15 protein-coding genes are annotated in these 15313 nt (G+C 52.9%); 12 read left to right on the plus strand and 3 right to left on the minus strand.

Annotation, left to right across the window (positions count from 1 at the left end; all coding sequences use genetic code 11):
- Positions 1 to 57 precede the first annotated feature (57 nt).
- The 7 genes from ABD892_RS23855 (at position 58) to thpR (ending at position 7958) form a co-directional block, all read left to right on the plus strand.
- Entirely contained in the window at positions 58 to 1407 is a 1350-nt protein-coding gene (locus ABD892_RS23855) for an isochorismate synthase (RefSeq protein WP_345198759.1), read from the plus strand.
- Positions 1407 to 3128: a 2-succinyl-5-enolpyruvyl-6-hydroxy-3-cyclohexene-1-carboxylic-acid synthase gene (menD, locus tag ABD892_RS23860; RefSeq protein ID WP_345198760.1), complete on the plus strand. Its 1722-nt coding sequence runs from the start codon at positions 1407 to 1409 to the stop codon at positions 3126 to 3128. Before ABD892_RS23855 ends, menD begins: the two co-directional genes overlap by 1 nt.
- A complete protein-coding gene (gene menH, locus ABD892_RS23865) occupies positions 3128 to 3940 on the plus strand; it encodes a 2-succinyl-6-hydroxy-2,4-cyclohexadiene-1-carboxylate synthase (RefSeq protein ID WP_345198761.1) in 813 nt (270 codons plus the stop codon). Before menD ends, menH begins: the two co-directional genes overlap by 1 nt.
- A gap of 3 nt (positions 3941 to 3943) precedes the next feature.
- Positions 3944 to 4786, plus strand: coding sequence for a 1,4-dihydroxy-2-naphthoyl-CoA synthase (gene menB / locus ABD892_RS23870; RefSeq protein ID WP_345198762.1), 843 nt, complete (start codon positions 3944 to 3946; stop codon positions 4784 to 4786).
- The gene (menC, locus tag ABD892_RS23875; RefSeq protein WP_345198763.1) at positions 4786 to 5820 is read left to right on the plus strand and encodes an o-succinylbenzoate synthase; all 1035 of its coding nucleotides are present in this window, start codon (positions 4786 to 4788) and stop codon (positions 5818 to 5820) included. Before menB ends, menC begins: the two co-directional genes overlap by 1 nt.
- Positions 5796 to 7247, plus strand: a complete 1452-nt coding sequence (gene menE, locus ABD892_RS23880; protein ID WP_345198764.1) for an o-succinylbenzoate--CoA ligase — start codon at positions 5796 to 5798, stop codon at positions 7245 to 7247. The genes menC and menE overlap by 25 nt, the downstream gene beginning before the upstream one ends.
- Positions 7248 to 7361: 114 nt before the next feature.
- Entirely contained in the window at positions 7362 to 7958 is a 597-nt protein-coding gene (gene thpR, locus ABD892_RS23885; RefSeq protein WP_345198765.1) for an RNA 2',3'-cyclic phosphodiesterase, read from the plus strand.
- On the opposite strand, the gene ABD892_RS23890 is transcribed toward thpR, so the two are convergent.
- Positions 7952 to 8248 carry a hypothetical protein gene (locus ABD892_RS23890; protein ID WP_345198766.1) on the minus strand — a complete coding sequence of 99 codons (297 nt, stop codon included), beginning with the start codon at positions 8246 to 8248 and terminating at the stop codon, positions 7952 to 7954. The two genes, thpR and ABD892_RS23890, sit on opposite strands and share 7 nt — an antisense overlap.
- 250 nt (positions 8249 to 8498) lie before the next feature.
- Here ABD892_RS23890 and ubiU point away from each other — a divergent pair, with 250 nt between their 5' ends.
- Positions 8499 to 9494: a ubiquinone anaerobic biosynthesis protein UbiU gene (gene ubiU, locus ABD892_RS23895; protein ID WP_345198767.1), complete on the plus strand. Its 996-nt coding sequence runs from the start codon at positions 8499 to 8501 to the stop codon at positions 9492 to 9494.
- A gap of 32 nt (positions 9495 to 9526) precedes the next feature.
- A complete protein-coding gene (locus ABD892_RS23900; protein ID WP_345198768.1) occupies positions 9527 to 10417 on the plus strand; it encodes a U32 family peptidase in 891 nt (296 codons plus the stop codon).
- 19 nt (positions 10418 to 10436) lie between these two features.
- Here ABD892_RS23900 and ubiT read toward each other — a convergent pair whose 3' ends face one another.
- A complete protein-coding gene (gene ubiT, locus ABD892_RS23905; protein ID WP_345198769.1) occupies positions 10437 to 10919 on the minus strand; it encodes a ubiquinone anaerobic biosynthesis accessory factor UbiT in 483 nt (160 codons plus the stop codon).
- Positions 10919 to 11728, minus strand: a complete 810-nt coding sequence (gene thiM / locus ABD892_RS23910) for a hydroxyethylthiazole kinase (RefSeq protein ID WP_345198770.1) — start codon at positions 11726 to 11728, stop codon at positions 10919 to 10921. Before thiM ends, ubiT begins: the two co-directional genes overlap by 1 nt.
- 485 nt (positions 11729 to 12213) lie before the next feature.
- Between thiM and alaE the strand changes: the two genes are divergently transcribed.
- The 3 genes from alaE to ABD892_RS23925 all read left to right on the plus strand — a co-directional run bounded on the left by alaE (position 12214) and on the right by ABD892_RS23925 (position 15265).
- Positions 12214 to 12678 (plus strand): L-alanine exporter AlaE, encoded by a 465-nt coding sequence (alaE, locus tag ABD892_RS23915; protein ID WP_345198771.1) that lies wholly within the window; start codon positions 12214 to 12216, stop codon positions 12676 to 12678.
- Positions 12679 to 12848: 170 nt separating this feature from the next.
- Entirely contained in the window at positions 12849 to 13052 is a 204-nt protein-coding gene (locus tag ABD892_RS23920) for a nucleotidyltransferase family protein (protein ID WP_345198801.1), read from the plus strand.
- A gap of 431 nt (positions 13053 to 13483) precedes the next feature.
- Complete coding sequence (locus tag ABD892_RS23925) at positions 13484 to 15265, plus strand: dipeptide ABC transporter ATP-binding protein (RefSeq protein ID WP_345198772.1); 1782 nt, start codon at positions 13484 to 13486, stop codon at positions 15263 to 15265.
- The last annotated feature ends 48 nt before the right edge of the window (positions 15266 to 15313 follow it).

A 15313-nucleotide genomic window follows, 5' to 3' on the forward strand; every position in this document is an offset into this window, starting at 1 on the left:
AACCCCCTGTAATGATGCCTACAATTGCGCCCTTTTCCATTAGCCCCGTGAGGGATCATGCTGCCATACGACGAGTCAATGCGGATACTGGCTGACAAACTCAGACAGTGCCAGACAAGACAGGGCTGGTATCGTATGGAGCAACCGTTACCTGCGGTTGCACCGCTGGCATGGTTGCATGGGGTGGATTCGTCCTGTCGTCTCTACTGGACTGAACGCAGCGGAAACCGCAGTGTCGCCGGTGTCTGCCCAGAGCTCGATCTGACGCTGGCAGGGGCTGAGTCATTGGGCGAAACCTTTGCACTATCCCGCGAGGTGTTACAGGCGATCCCCGGCGCTCATTTCTACGGAGGTATGGCTTTTACCGACCAGATGTCAGCGCAGTGGCGTGCATTTGGTTATGGTCGCTTTATTCTGCCGCGTTTTGAGCTGATACAGCAGCGCGCCGAAACTGTCATGGCCTGCAACCTGTATTTACCCGGTGGTGAAGAGAGTCGGAGAAAGTGCCATGAAGCGGCTGCCTGGCTGGAAAGGCAGGCGAGCCGGATCGTAGTACAGGACACTGACGGTTACCGGGCGCCCGGTATTGCTGATCGCTACTGTGTGCCGGATCAACAGCAGTGGCGCTATGGCGTGGAGCAGGTGCTGACAGCTGTTGCCGGACAGACGTTGCATAAAGCCGTGCTCTCCCGGGAAGTACGCCTGAAGTTGGAACACCCTCTGCATTTGTGGGATTTCCTGCAGCGCTGGCACAGTGAAAACCCCCGCAGCTACCAATTTGCATTGCAGGTGGAGAGTGGTGACTGTTTTTTTGGTACGTCGCCGGAGCGTTTGTTTAGACGACAGTCGCGCCTGCTCTGGACAGAAGCCCTGGCAGGTACCATGACGCGCGGGATGGATGCTTCAGAAGATCAGGCGTTTGAACATCGGCTGATCAACGACGACAAGAATCGGCATGAGAACGCGCTGGTGTTGGACCATATTCGCGATGTGTTGGCTGGACTCTGTGAACGTCTCGAAAGTGACCGTGAAGTTTCGGTGATCAAACTCAGGCATATCCAGCATCTGATTCATCGTTTCAGAGGCGTGATTCGCCCGGGGATCACGGATTATGACCTGTTGACCACGTTGCATCCGACCCCGGCTGTCGGTGGTAGCCCCTGGCATGAAGCACGACACCTGATTCATACACTGGAACCGCATAGTCGTGGTTGGTACAGCGGTGTTTTCGGCAGTCTGGGGCTGAATGACACCGAGTTTGCGGTGGCTATCCGCTCGGGCCTGCTCCGTGGACGCCAACTCTCGCTGTATTCCGGGGCTGGCATTGTTGCCGGCTCAGAGCCGGATACCGAGTGGCAGGAACTGGATAACAAGATTAATACCGCCTTGGCGTTACTGGATGGATAATGGCTTTTAATTGTAATTTGTCTGATATCAACAGCCTCTGGTGTGCGTTGATCATGGAAGAGCTGGTGCGCAATGGGGTAGAGCATTGCTGTATCGCACCAGGATCTCGTAACTCCCCCTTAACCCATGCCGCAGCCGCACACACCCGACTGAATAAGCATGTGCATTTTGATGAACGAGGTCTCGGGTTTTTTGCGCTGGGAATTGCCAAGTCTACCCGGAAACCGGTTGTCATTATTACGACCTCGGGAACCGCTGTGGCTAATTTATATCCGGCGGTTATTGAGGCGGCCATGACGGGCATTCCATTGCTTATTCTCTCTGCGGATCGACCGGCTGAACTACTGGATACGGGTGCCAACCAGACAATAAATCAGACGGCGATTTTCAGTCAGTATCCGGTCCTTGAGGTCCAACTTCCTTGTCCGGATATGGCCATCGCACCGCAATGGCTGTTATCAACATTGGATCAGGGAATCTCGCGCGCACGGACATCGGGCGTCGTTCATCTCAACCTGCATTTGCGAGATCCGTTGTATCCGGGGACTCAATGTCCTGACTGGTCAGCCTATATGGAACCAGTGATGGATTGGATGAAGACACAACGTCCCTGGACACACTATTGCCTGTCAGGTCAGCGATTGCCGGATGAAGCCCAGGTAATGATCGATCGTTTGTTTGCACCAAAGGGCGTATTGGTCGCAGGGCAGTTGGCACCTGATGAAGCCCAGGCCGTGGCGAGACTGGCTGAAAAACTGGGATGGCCTTTGCTGGTGGACGTGCAGTCTCACCTGCATGGGCACTCGTTATCCTTACCCCACGTTGATCTGCTGTTGAACCATCCCACTGTTTGTGAACTGCTTGATCAGGCGGATACGGTACTGCAGTTTGGCGGTCGACTGGTCAGTAAACGACTGTCGCAGTGGTTGGCGAATGGACGACGAAAGCACTATTGTTTTGTCGATAGTGGCGTTAGCCGACTGGATCCGGCCTGTAATCAAAGTCTGCGTTTACAGGCAAATATCAATGAACTTTGTTGTTTTCTAGAAGCAGCGTTGCCTGGACGACGTGAGCCGGGCGACTGGTATGCTCAGCTGATGGACTATGGCATCCGATGCCGTGCAGCGCTGGTTAGGCTATTGCCGTCAGAACTCAATGAGATGTGGGTTTCCCGTCATATTGTTGAGCAGCAACGTAAAAATGGGTGCCTGTTCATAGGCAACAGCATGCCGATCCGATTGATTGATAGCCTGTCTGATGCCCGCCTTCATGGTGAAATCTTTACCAATCGTGGTGCCAGCGGCATTGATGGTTTAATCGCTACGGCGTCGGGCGTGGCTGCCTCAGGTCGACAGGTGACATTGTTATTGGGCGATCTTTCCTTTCTCCATGATCTTAATTCACTGGCCTTATTGCGCGATCTTCCCGTGACCATTGTGCTGCTGAACAATGATGGTGGCAGTATTTTTAGTATGATGCCGGTTTCCCGTGACGGCGATCTGTTCAAACGCTATTTTCAGGTCAGCCACGGTCTGAATGCAGAACAGGCAGCAGCCATGTTCGATATCCACTATGAATCACCCGTTGAATGTCAGGCGTTTGCTGAGTGCTATGAACAGGCCAAGGCATCTGACAAACCTGTAATCATTGAGGTAAAAACACCACCTGCTGAAGCCACGGATATGTTGCGACGTGCACTTATTATGGCGAGTGAACTCTGATGACTCTGGCGTTTCGAACAGCAGGTGATCCTCAAAATCCGGCGCTTGTCTTTGTGCATGGTTTTTTGGGGAATGCTGAGGATTGGGCGCCGGTCGTTTCCCTGCTTAAACGGCAGTTTTTCTGTGTTTCCATTGATTTGCCCGGGCATGGAGATAGTGCGGCTGTTAGTGCAGGTTCGGGGTTTGACGACTGCTGTGTTCAGATCGACACTACGCTGAAATGCATCGGAGTCCCCGCATTCTGGCTGGCAGGCTATTCACTGGGTGGTCGAATTTCAATGCATTATGCCTGCCGTTATCGGAGTAATCTTGAACAGCCTGACGCAATTAGGTTACATGGATTAATACTGGAATCAGCACATCCGGGCCTAACGGATGAGCCGGAGCTGTTGGCGCGCCAAAAACATGATCATTGTTGGGCGCAGCGGTTTCGCAGTGAACCTCTGGCGGTCGTTTTAGATGACTGGTATCGGCAGCCCGTGTTCTCTGATCTTTCACCGGCTGATCGGCAGACTATGGTGGATCACCGGTTGAATAACCACGGTTCCGCATTGGCAGATATGCTGGAGATGACCAGTTTATCTCGGCAAGCCTGCTTTCAGGATGCGTTATGCCGACTGTCATTTCCGGTGTTATATATCTGTGGTGATCGTGACCCAAAATTCCAGTCGATTGGGCAACAGTTCAGCCGCTGCCCGACGATGACGGTACATATACAGGAACAGGCTGGCCACAATGTCCATCATGCCTACCCGGCGGCTTACGCCGACACTTTCCTGTCTTTTTACTCCTCCATGACAGAACGGAATTAGAGAATGAATGACGTACTAATCAAACCGGCCCTTGACTGGCAGGACTGCTCTGACGGTTATGAAGATATTCTCTACCACAAGGCGGAAGGTATCGCCCGCATCATGATTAACCGGCCCCGGGTGCATAACGCTTTTCGTCCCCTGACAGTGATGGAAATGTCTAAGGCTCTGTCCGATGCCCGTTATGACAGTGAGATTGGCGTCATCATCCTGACAGGGGCTGGTGGTAAGGCATTCTGTTCCGGTGGTGACCAGAAGGTGCGCGGTGACTCCGGTTACCGTGATGATCAGGGTGTACATCATCTGAATGTTCTCGATCTGCAGCGCCAGATCAGAACCTGTCCCAAGCCGGTAGTGGCGATGGTGGCAGGCTATGCCATTGGTGGTGGGCATGTGCTGCACATGCTCTGTGATCTGACCATTGCTGCAGAGAATGCCGTCTTTGGTCAGACGGGGCCCAAGGTAGGCTCCTTTGATGGTGGGTATGGCGCCAGCTACATGGCGCGGTTGGTGGGTCAGAAAAAAGCCCGCGAAATCTGGTTCCTGTGCCGGCAGTATGATGCGCAGGCAGCCCTCGACATGGGATTGGTGAATACCGTGGTGCCGCTGGAGCAACTGGAGCTCGAAACGGTTCAGTGGTGCCGGGAAATGCTGCAAAATTCCCCCATGGCATTACGTTGCCTGAAAGCGGCCTTGAATGCGGATTGTGATGGTCAGGCGGGCCTGCAGGAGCTGGCCGGTAATGCGACGATGCTCTTCTATATGTCGGAAGAAGGGCAGGAGGGGCGGAATGCCTTTGTGGAGAAACGGGCGCCGGATTTCAGTAAGTTTGGCCGTAACCCCTGATGCTGCTTGAATCGGCAACGATCTACCGTTTTCGGCTGCCACTTCGGCAGCCTTTGTCCTTAAAGGGGCATCGACTTGAAACACGACAAGGGTTGATTCTCCAGCTTAACGCCAGAAACGGACAGTTAGGCTTTGGCGAGTGTTCGCCGCTACCGGGATTCAGCTATGAATCGCTCGATGATGCCTTCAGGCAGTTAAAGGGTGCGATTAGCGTGTTGCTCAGTCAGCCAGATTGTCTGGATTCTATTATTCAATCGGGAGCTGGTTGTTGTACTGATCGAATGCTGTTTTCCTCTGTGGCATGTGCTGTGGAAGGTGCGGCCTTGAATCTTGCCGGACGGTTCTATGCCGTACCGACGACGCCCGCTGTTTGTCCTTTGTTGATGGGGACACCTGATGAAGTTCTGGCGCAGTTTGCCCGTTTGCCAAACGATTCCGAGATGAAAGTGAAAGTTGGAAGGGCAAGGCTGGATGATGACATTGCCGTGGTGAATACGTTATGTGAACAAGGTTCACCATTGTTGCGAATTCGCCTGGATGCTAACCGACAATGGGCATTTGCCGATGCGGCGCGATTTTGTCGTTCAGTCAATGCTGAGCGCATTGCTTTTCTGGAAGAGCCCCTGGCGGATTATCAGCGATTGCCTGAGCTGGGTGATTTGACCCATTTTCCGCTGGCGCTGGATGAGTCTCTTCAGATGCCTGACGGGGACTTTTCATTGTTTCCCGGGTTGGTGGCTGTAGTGATCAAGCCCATGCTGGCAGGGGGATTGGTAAAAGCGCATGAGCTCATCCGGAAGGCAAGGTCGGCGAGTCTTCGTGTGATTGTCAGTGCCTCTTATGAAAGTCCGCTCGGAATCAGGCAGTTGGCTTGTCTGGCACAGAATGAAACGCCGAATGAGTTACCAGGGTTGGATACGATCAGTGCTTTTTGTACGTCATCAGTCGAACGATTTGAAGGTTTACTGCTAACGGCCTTTAGTCAGCAGGATCCTATGTTGGAGGAAGTATGGCGTTACACCGCTGCCCATTGAGGCATCAGGCGATTCTGTCACCGGATGCCGTGGCAGTCTGGTTTGAAAAGAGCCGTATCACCTTTTCTGAGTTGGATTATCAGGTCGTTGATATTCAACGCCAATTGATAACGGCAGGCCTGCAGACAGGTAGCCATCTTGCTGTCGTGAGTGGTAACAGTCTTACCATGCTAAGGTTGCTATTAGCCTGTTTGAGATCAGGTATCGTCTTTTGTCCGTTAAATCCACGTTTCCCTGCTGCTCAGCTTGAAGAATTCATTAAGTTGATGGATTGCGATGCCTTTTATGTTGAAGAGCGTGAGGCTTTGCAGGGACTTTCCGTGTCTGGCGTTGTCAGAATCACGCTGCTGGATTCTTCCGCTATTACGCCGAATCATTCACCAGCCGGGATGCAGGAAATAGGATTAGATGCTGAAGGTTTGTGTGATCTTATTTTGACATCAGGCAGTTCCGGAAAGGCAAAGGCGGCCGGCCATTGCTATCGAAACCATTACTACAGTGCCGTAGGGTCGCAGGCGCAGATTCCATTGGATGGCCATGATGCATGGCTGCTGTCATTACCCCTTTTTCATGTCGGGGGCTATGCGATAGTCATCCGCTGTCTTTTGGCGGGTGCAGCCATTGTGCTGGCACCGGATATGGTAGCGGGGCAGGCATTGAGCCATTTTCCGGTGACACACCTGTCACTGGTGAATACTCAGTTGTATCGACTGTTGCAGACTGATCAGGTATCGCTTCAAGATACATCGGTCAAGGTCATTTTAATGGGTGGTGGTTATGTATCGTCTGATCTGGTTGCGGACGTCAACACGCAGGGTGTTCGTATTCTGACCAGTTATGGGCTGACCGAATCCAGCTCACAAGTTTGTACAGGCACGCCGTTTTTTCTTGATGATCAGCGGTTAACCTCGGGGCAGTCCTTACCGTATCGACAGGTCAGAATCAGTCAGCAGGGAGAAATTCAGGTTCGCGGAGAGGTGCTCTTCAAAGGGTATTACCAATGTGGTGGACAATGTGATCTGCCCCTTGATGAGGGCTGGTTCGCTACGGGGGATCTCGGTTTTTTTACTGATGACGGGCAGTTGGTAGTGACCGGAAGACGAGACAGCATGTTTATTTCTGGCGGAGAAAATATTCAGCCGGAAGAGATTGAGAAAGCGTTGCTGGCGCTGCCTGGTGTTCGTCAGGCTATTGTGGTGCCGGTTTCTGACCGGGAATTTGGACAGCGGCCAGTAGCCTTTGTTGACAGCAATATCCCGGATGATAATTTGAATTGTTTACGTTCAGGACTTGCGTTGCGCCTTGTGCGCTTTAAAATGCCAGAATGGATATATCCATGGCCTGCAGAAGCGATAAATGGTGGACTGAAAGTCAATCGACGTTTTTTTTATGCACTGGCAGAGAGTTGGCATGTGCATCAGCAGTAACTTTACGTCAATGGTTCAGGGCTGGTCTGCAGGCAAAAAACTATAAATGTGTATCAGCTGTTATTGATAGCCCGTTAGCACTGGGGCGGCTGATCCGATCAGGCGGTTTACGATATGAAAGCAGGGAATTCCGGCAAGGTACGGGCGTTTATTGCCTACCGTTTGCCTCTGGATGTTTCTGCAGCACTCTATAAAAAGGCCCGTCACCATGTTGGTGAGGATCTGGTCGAGACGCTGCGCTGGGTGGCACCACAGGATTATCATCTGACACTGCGCTTTCTCGGCAGTTGTACGGAAGATCAGTTACAGCAGATCTCCCATGGGCTTCATGAAGCCCTGCAGGATGTCGACGGCTTTCGTTGCATGACCGGAGAGGTCAACTACTTTCCTTCCACAAATCTTCCGCGCGTCATGGCGCTGATGGTGCACTCGGGCAAAGTGATGGAAAGGCTTTACACATTATGTGACGAACTGGCCGTTGCTGCGGGTATCCCGAGTCAGTCCCGCCACTTCAGACCGCATGTCACTTTGGCAAGATTCCCGGCGGATACGCACCGTCTCTCCATGTCTGTCTGGCGCCTGCCGGGTTTCCATTTGACCGTCAAGGATATTGTCTTGATTCGTAGTGACCTGTCACCCGAAGGTGCGCGTTATTCAGAAATCGAGACCTTTCCTTTGGAGTCAGTCCTGAAGACGGCCGTCGCTCAATAAGCGACGGCTGCTGCAGAGTATTCGGTGTCGAGATCAACTCGCCAGGGCAGTCTGTATTGTTGCATGGCCTGAAGCAGTTGATCTTCACTCATGGTTCTGAAACGGGTGGTGAGCAATGTGCGTTGAATCAATGCCAGCTCCCGTTCGCTCAGCTGGCCGATTTCTGTGTGTTCGAAGATGCCTTCCTGCATCAGGCTCTCACGCCATGTACGGCTTTCTGTGGATGCCATGACATGTTCCGCTAGACGGCCGGAAAGTTCGTCGACGTTGAATAGCTTTCTTGATCCCATGGTTGGCTCCTTGCTCTCTCTTTCGGTACGTTTCTTTGACTTTAATCGCGGATGCGGCGTATTGGTGTAGCCGTTATGTTCCTCTTTGTTTCCTCTTGTTACAGCGCGCAGATTCCGTTATCAAAGCTTAAGCAATTGATATGCCACTCTTTTGGTTGTCAGTGTTTGGATTCCCAGTGCTTGATGGGGATCAAGGTTTCTGCCGGGATAGCCCGCTACCATGCTTCGCTTAAGAAGAATGGAGTGAAACATGGAGCTGGTTTGCCCTGCCGGTAGTCTGCCGGCCCTCAAGGCGGCCGTTGATAACGGTGCGGATGCGGTTTACATCGGTTTTCGTGACGACACCAATGCCCGTCACTTTGCCGGATTGAATTTCAATGAAAGCAAGGCCGTCAAGGCGCTTGACTACGCCAGGATGAAAGGGGTGAAGATCCTGGTGGCCATCAATACTTATCCGCAACCTGCTGGCTGGTCGCGCTGGCAACGTGCCGTTGATATGGCGGCGGATTTGAATGTGCATGCTGTGATTGCAGCCGACATGGGGGTGCTCTCCTATGCACGGGATCGCCACCCGGATCTTGGGTTGCATCTGTCAGTACAGGCGTCGTCCACCAACCTTGCCAGCCTGTCGTTTTATCAGCAGCGATTCGGTATCAAGCGCGCCGTATTGCCCAGGGTGCTTTCAGTCAAGCAGGTGGCGGCACTGGCGGAGAAGAGCCCTGTTGAGCTGGAAGTCTTTGCTTTCGGTAGCTTATGTATCATGTCGGAGGGGCGTTGCTACCTGTCATCTTACCTGACGGCGGAATCGCCCAATACAGTCGGGGCCTGCTCACCTGCACGCTTTGTACGCTGGTCAGAAACGCCAGCAGGTCTGGAGTCACGGTTGAATGATGTCCTTATTGACCGTTACCAGGACGGTGAAAATGCCGGCTATCCCACCCTTTGCAAAGGACGCTTTTCGGTGCAGGGCAAGACCTGTCATGCACTGGAAACGCCCACGAGCCTGAATACACTGTCGTTAATCCCGGAATTGACCCGAATGGGTGTTTCTGCCGTGAAGATTGAAGGCCGTCAGCGCAGTCCCGCCTATACCGCTGAAGTGACCCGTGTCTGGCGTGAGGCGCTGGACAGTTATCGGCATAACCCCGGCGGCTATCAGCCCAGGGATGAGTGGATGCGATCACTCGCTCATCTGTCAGAAGGTAGTCAGACAACACTGGGTGCCTATCAGCGAGCCTGGCAGTAATGCCCCTTCAATCACACGGTCAAGGATCTGTCATGGAAATTACATTGGGGCCGGTACTGGCTTTCTGGAAAAAGCAGGACGTACTGGATTTTTACCGCGAAGCAGAAGACTGGCCGGTGGATCGTATCTACCTGGGGGAAACGGTCTGTGCCAAGCGTCGCGAACTGCGTCTGGATGACTGGTTGACGATTGCCCGCAATTTGAAGGTGGCAGGGAAGGAGGTGGTGCTTTCGACACTGACGTTGTTGGAAGCGGCGTCGGAACTCGCGTCACTGCGAAAAATCTGCGGTAATGGCGAGTTTCTGGTTGAGGCCAACGATGTCGGGGCAATACAGCTGCTTTCTGAGGCCTGCGTACCCTTTGTGGCGGGGCCCGCAATCAATATTTATAACGCCTATACGCTGCGTGAGATGGTTAATGCCGGTATGCAGCGTTGGGTGATGCCGGTTGAGTTGTCCGGTGAGGCGTTGACTGCCATTCTTGCCCAGTCCGATGCATTGGGTATCAGGGAAAAATTCACAACGGAAGTCTTTAGTTATGGCTATCTGCCGCTGGCTTGGTCAGCCCGCTGTTTTACTGCCAGGGCGTATGACCTGCCCAAGGACGACTGTCAGTTCCGTTGTCTTGATCATCCGGACGGGTTGGCTGTCTTCAGCCAGGAAGGGGAGCGTTTGTTTACCCTGAATGGTATACAGACCCAGTCAGGCCTGTGCAGTAACTTGTTGCCGCAATGGCAAAATATGGCAGAGATTGGCGTGGACGCCATGCGTATTTCCCCAAGAGAAACCGGTACCGGGGAGCTGGTGCAGAAACTCCGCGAATCCATGACCTCCGAATCGTCGGAGCAGTTACCGCTGCAGTCCGTTGATCAATGTAACGGTTACTGGTTTTGTCTAGCGGGGATGAACAGCACCTTGTCCTGACAAGGTGCTGTTACGGTCGTTAGCTGGCCAGTGCTACCAGGCGGTCACTGGTCTGAAGCAGTTGCCTAACCAGCTGGGGAAGCTGGTCAAGGTCAATGCTGTCGAGCATGTTCTTGATAGCCAGCCCCAGTTCCGTATTGCCTTCAATCACCAGTCGTCGCTGGAAAAACAGCGTATCAGGGTCTTCCCGGCGTGACGCTAGCGCCAGAAAGGCGGTGCTGTTACCGCGAATAGTGACATCGCAGGGTCGCGGTGAGCCCAGTACGATCTTTTCATCAATGACCGTCAGGTAGAAATCCAGTCCGAAATCTGTCACAGACAACTGCAGCCAGTGGTCTTCCAGACAATCGAAATCGCCGTCAGACAATGGTTCGCGAAAGGTGTGATTCAGTGCCTGTGCCAGTGGCCGGTTTCGCAGCGACCATGGGATGGCATGCAACGGTTTGAACAACCAGGCAACCGGTGGGTGGGGAATCCGGCGGAGTGTTTCAGGTAACGGCATTATTGCTCTTCCAATTTGAGATGCTGGTTCATTATGTCTGGGGTCAGAAGATACAGTTCGTCCAGTAGTTTGCCATGCAGTGAGCCGGGACCGGCGACCTCCGCGGCAGCACGCTCTCCCGCAATACCCAGTAACGCAAGGGCGGCCGTGACAGCCGTCAGTCCGTCACCTTCTACGGCGAGGAATGCGCCGGTCAGGGCCGTGGCCAGACAGCCTGTACCGGTGACACGTGCCATCATCGGGTGGCCATTGTGCAGGCGGACTTGCTTGTAACCGTCGGTGATCAGGTCGGTGGCGCCGGTGATGGCGATGGTGGTTTGCCAGTCACGGGCAGCCGTCATGGCCAGGGATTCAACAGCTTCAGGTGTTTCCGTACTGTCGACGCCTTTGCCGCCAAGCTCACCGGTATACAGCGCCTGGATTTCAGACGCATTGGCGCGCACCACATTGGGGCGATATTCCAGCATCAGGCGCGCCGTGTCCAGACGAAAGCGGGTGGCTGCGGCGCCTACGGGATCCAGTACCCAGGGTTTGCCCGTGTTATGGGCATGACTGACCGCACATTGCATAACCATACCGGTACGGTCGCTGGGTGTGCCGATATTGATCACCAGTGCGTTGGCCAGGTCGACCATGTCAGCGGTTTCTTCGATGGCATCAGCCATGATCGGAGAAGCGCCCAGGGCCAGCAATCCGTTGGCGGTGAAATTCATGACCACCTTGTTGGTGATGTTATGCACCAGGGGGCGTTGTAGACGAACAGCGTCCAGAGTGGTCGTGATCCGTTGTTGAAAAGGTGAGGTTGTCATGGCTGATTCCGGAAGCTGGGCTGAATTGGCGGGTGGTGTTAACCCGTTATTAAACCTGTCTGTACTCTGGTGCGCGATATTCTAGCAGTGTAGGCATGGATACACGCTTGATTTCGATCATGGCGTGTGGGGATGTGACGATTTTGACTTTTCAGGGTTAGTTGTAACCGCTAAATAAAATCAAAAAAATAGACGAATCGATAAAACAAAAAAGGAGAATATGAGTAAAACACTAGGCATGTTTTTTAAGGTAATCATTTACACTGCTGCCAATTTCCTCTATTGCGAAGTGCCTAGTGCGGCGTTACAGTGCCCGCGTCATCAAGAAGTATGAAATACACACTGCAGTTCCTCACTGTGGTGGCTCCTTCTACGACAGGCCATTTCTGGCGTGCCCGTTCGGGCAATATTGACAACAAATTTTGTGAAAGGGATTCCGGTCTCAGGGGCCGGGCGTTATGGCTTTTTTTCGCAGGGTGAATGTGATGACTACCAAGCGGCGGGAAACGTTGGCAGATACTTTTGCCATGATTACCTTTTTCATGGTTGCCGGCATGGCCATTGAAATTGGCCTGTCGGGTCTGAGTTTTGAGCAGTCGTTGCAATCCCGTTTGCTGAGTATTCCAGTGAACGCTGCTATCGCACGTCCTTATGGTGTATTCCGTGACTGGCTGTTGCAGGTAGGGCGTGTGGAAGCCGGTGGTTTTTTCCGCCGTCTGTTTCTGGATGTTGTGGCATTCGTATTGTTCCAGATTCCGGTTTACATCGTGCTGGTGGCCAGCACCGGAGCATCCGTCTCCCAGATTGTGACAGCATGTATCGGTCAGATCGGCGGCCTGGTATTCCTGGCTCGGCCTTATGGAGTTTACATGCAGTATTGCCGTAAGATTGCCATCCGCTGTTTTGGTGGAGCCCTGGCACCGGTGCCCGTCCAGGAGCGTTCTGCCTAATCTGCTATGCTGGCAGGATGATTGAACAATAGCCGCAGGTGTCTGATGATACCTGCGGCTTTTTTGTGCGTACCAAGGGGGCTGCATGCCGGATTGGGAGCAGCAGATGGCATGGTTAATCCGTCAGGGCAACCTGCGAATGCGTTGTCTGGAATTTGGCACGATCACTGATGTTGTTGGATTGGTTTATTGGCGCAGTGTTTTTGCGCAATGTCATTTGGGATCATCTGCATCGGCGCCCAGATGCAACACCACTTAATAATGTGGATCTGGTGTATTTTGGTCTGGATGATTTGAGTCGGGAAATAGGAGAGTGTTTCGTGACCGTATCAGGAAAAAACAGTGGAATCGGTTGTGACCGCGGCTTAAGGTGAGTTGGCCAGACTGCGACCGCTAATTAAAGAATAGGGATAATGGTACTTTTTGCTCCCTAACTGCCAGCTTTTCGCCCTCATAATAACCACTTTGAGGTGGTCGGGCAGTTAGTGTAATCATTCAGATCCTGTAACAGTTGGCGCAGAAATTTCTGACTTAATGTGTTTTTTGTGAATTATTCCTTCAGATGGAAATCCTGACTTCTGGTCTCGATAGGTAGTTATACCTATTACCATTCGTTTGACTACGCATTACATCCTGTTATATTCGGGTTCCAGTCCAAGAGAGAAGTATGCGACTGGTCCTGTCTCTGATCTTTTTTCTGGCTGTCTGTCGGCCGATTTAGCCTGTTTTTTTGTATTGTCACCGGACCGGTCGCCTGCTCATAACTAATTTCGAAATAAAAAACAATGAGCACCAGGGGGAATGCATGTCTTTGCTTGACGTGAAGGATTTGCGTATCGAATTTCCGTCGCGACACGGTACAGCGGTTGCCGTACAGGATGTGTCGTTTACCGTGGAAAAAGGTGAAATCCTGGGGCTGGTCGGAGAATCCGGTGCGGGGAAATCCACCATCGGTAATGCCATCATTGATTTGTTAAGTCCGCCAGGACGGGTCGCCGGTGGTCGTGTGGCGCTGGATGGACAGGATATCAGCGGTTTGCATGGGGAAGCGATCCGCAAGATTCGTGGTCGACGCATTGGATTTATCTTTCAGGATCCAATGACCTCGCTCAATCCCCTGCTCACCATAGAAACCCAGCTGGTGGAAACCATTCTGGCCAACCTTGAAGTGAGCCAGGAAGAGGCCTACCGTCGTGCGATTGAACTGCTGGAGTCGGTGGGTATTCCGGAGCCCCATGTCCGTATTAAGCAATATCCTCACCAGTTTTCCGGCGGTATGCGTCAGCGGGTGGTCATCGCCATTGCCTTGTCCGGTGAACCAGAGCTGATTATTGCAGATGAACCCACCACGGCGCTGGACGTCTCGATACAGGACCAGATTCTCAACCTGATTCGCAAACTCTGTAAGGAGCTGCAGGTGGGTTGCCTGCTGGTAACCCATGACATGGGCGTGATTGCCAATGTGACCGACAGGGTAGCCGTCATGTACATGGGGGAGATGGTTGAGGTTGGGCCAACCATGCAAATCCTGCAGACACCTTCTCACGCCTATACCAAAAGCCTGATCAGCGCCGTGCCCCGGAGTGACATCCGGCTGCGCCGTTTTCCGAGGGTGGAATATATCGAGAAGGTTCAGACCCGTTCCATTGATGTCAAAAACCATTGGTTAGGGCAGCGCGAAGCGTTACCGGCAGGGCAGGACAAGGCCAGGTTGCCTGATGATGTGTTGCTGGATGTACAGCATGTGAGTCTTCGGTTTGAAACCCGGTCCGCGTTTCTGGAAAAGAATCGTCAATATGTGCAGGCGTCCAACGATGTCAGCTTCAGTATCCGTGAAGGGGAAACCTTTGGTCTGGTGGGCGAGTCCGGTTCAGGTAAGTCAACGATAGCCAGGGTGATTGCGGGTCTGTATCCAGCAGATTCCGGATCGGTGAACTACGCCGGCACTGACCTGACGAAGCTGAGTGAAAAAGCCCGCAAGCCTTTCCGGCGTGACATTCAGATGGTGTTCCAGAATCCCTATTCCAGCTTGAATGCCCGGATGGTTATCAACGATATCATTGCTGAACCGATCCGTTTTCATGGTCTGGCGGAGTCGGAACAGCAGACGCGCAAGATCGTGGCGGATCTGTTGGACCATGTCGGGCTTGGCAGCAAAGCGGGCGTGAAATATCCCCATGAGTTTTCCGGCGGCCAGCGCCAGCGAATCTCTATTGCCCGGGCATTGGCGACCCGGCCGCGCTTTCTGATTTGTGATGAGCCGACATCAGCGCTGGATGTGTCGGTGCAGGCCCAGATCCTCAACCTGCTGCGTGACCTGCAGGATGAACTGGGTCTGACCATGCTGTTCATCAGTCACGACCTTCCGGTGATTCGGCAGATGTGTGACCGCATTGGTGTTATGCGCCATGGCACGTTGCTTGAGGTGAACGACACCGAGACACTGTTCAGTCATCCTTCCCATGACTATACCCGCAACCTGATCAGGTTGATGCCGCATGTTGACGGGCTATCCCGGGATGGATTGGAGATTGAATCCAGCATTGCCGTTATGCAGGGCAATGGCAGCCAGGCAGTAGCTGGATAAGAAAAAAAACAGAGCAAGGCAATAACAACACACAACAATCCGTAAAAA

This window comes from Kistimonas scapharcae (assembly GCF_039540975.1).
Lineage (GTDB): Bacteria > Pseudomonadota > Gammaproteobacteria > Pseudomonadales > Endozoicomonadaceae > Kistimonas > Kistimonas scapharcae.

Excerpts from the sequence above, each read along its gene's own strand:
- ABD892_RS23855 (WP_345198759.1), top strand. The coding sequence starts at position 58 with ATGCTGCCATACGACGAGTCAATGCGGATACTGGCTGACAAACTCAGA.
- menD (WP_345198760.1), top strand. The coding sequence starts at position 1,407 with ATGGCTTTTAATTGTAATTTGTCTGATATCAACAGCCTCTGGTGTGCG.
- menH (WP_345198761.1), top strand. The coding sequence starts at position 3,128 with ATGACTCTGGCGTTTCGAACAGCAGGTGATCCTCAAAATCCGGCGCTT.
- menB (WP_345198762.1), top strand. The coding sequence starts at position 3,944 with ATGAATGACGTACTAATCAAACCGGCCCTTGACTGGCAGGACTGCTCT.
- menC (WP_345198763.1), top strand. The coding sequence starts at position 4,786 with ATGCTGCTTGAATCGGCAACGATCTACCGTTTTCGGCTGCCACTTCGG.
- menE (WP_345198764.1), top strand. The coding sequence starts at position 5,796 with ATGGCGTTACACCGCTGCCCATTGAGGCATCAGGCGATTCTGTCACCG.
- thpR (WP_345198765.1), top strand. The coding sequence starts at position 7,362 with ATGAAAGCAGGGAATTCCGGCAAGGTACGGGCGTTTATTGCCTACCGT.
- ABD892_RS23890 (WP_345198766.1), bottom strand. The coding sequence starts at position 8,248 with ATGGGATCAAGAAAGCTATTCAACGTCGACGAACTTTCCGGCCGTCTA.
- ubiU (WP_345198767.1), top strand. The coding sequence starts at position 8,499 with ATGGAGCTGGTTTGCCCTGCCGGTAGTCTGCCGGCCCTCAAGGCGGCC.
- ABD892_RS23900 (WP_345198768.1), top strand. The coding sequence starts at position 9,527 with ATGGAAATTACATTGGGGCCGGTACTGGCTTTCTGGAAAAAGCAGGAC.
- ubiT (WP_345198769.1), bottom strand. The coding sequence starts at position 10,919 with ATGCCGTTACCTGAAACACTCCGCCGGATTCCCCACCCACCGGTTGCC.
- thiM (WP_345198770.1), bottom strand. The coding sequence starts at position 11,728 with ATGACAACCTCACCTTTTCAACAACGGATCACGACCACTCTGGACGCT.
- alaE (WP_345198771.1), top strand. The coding sequence starts at position 12,214 with ATGACTACCAAGCGGCGGGAAACGTTGGCAGATACTTTTGCCATGATT.
- ABD892_RS23920 (WP_345198801.1), top strand. The coding sequence starts at position 12,849 with ATGTTGTTGGATTGGTTTATTGGCGCAGTGTTTTTGCGCAATGTCATT.
- ABD892_RS23925 (WP_345198772.1), top strand. The coding sequence starts at position 13,484 with ATGTCTTTGCTTGACGTGAAGGATTTGCGTATCGAATTTCCGTCGCGA.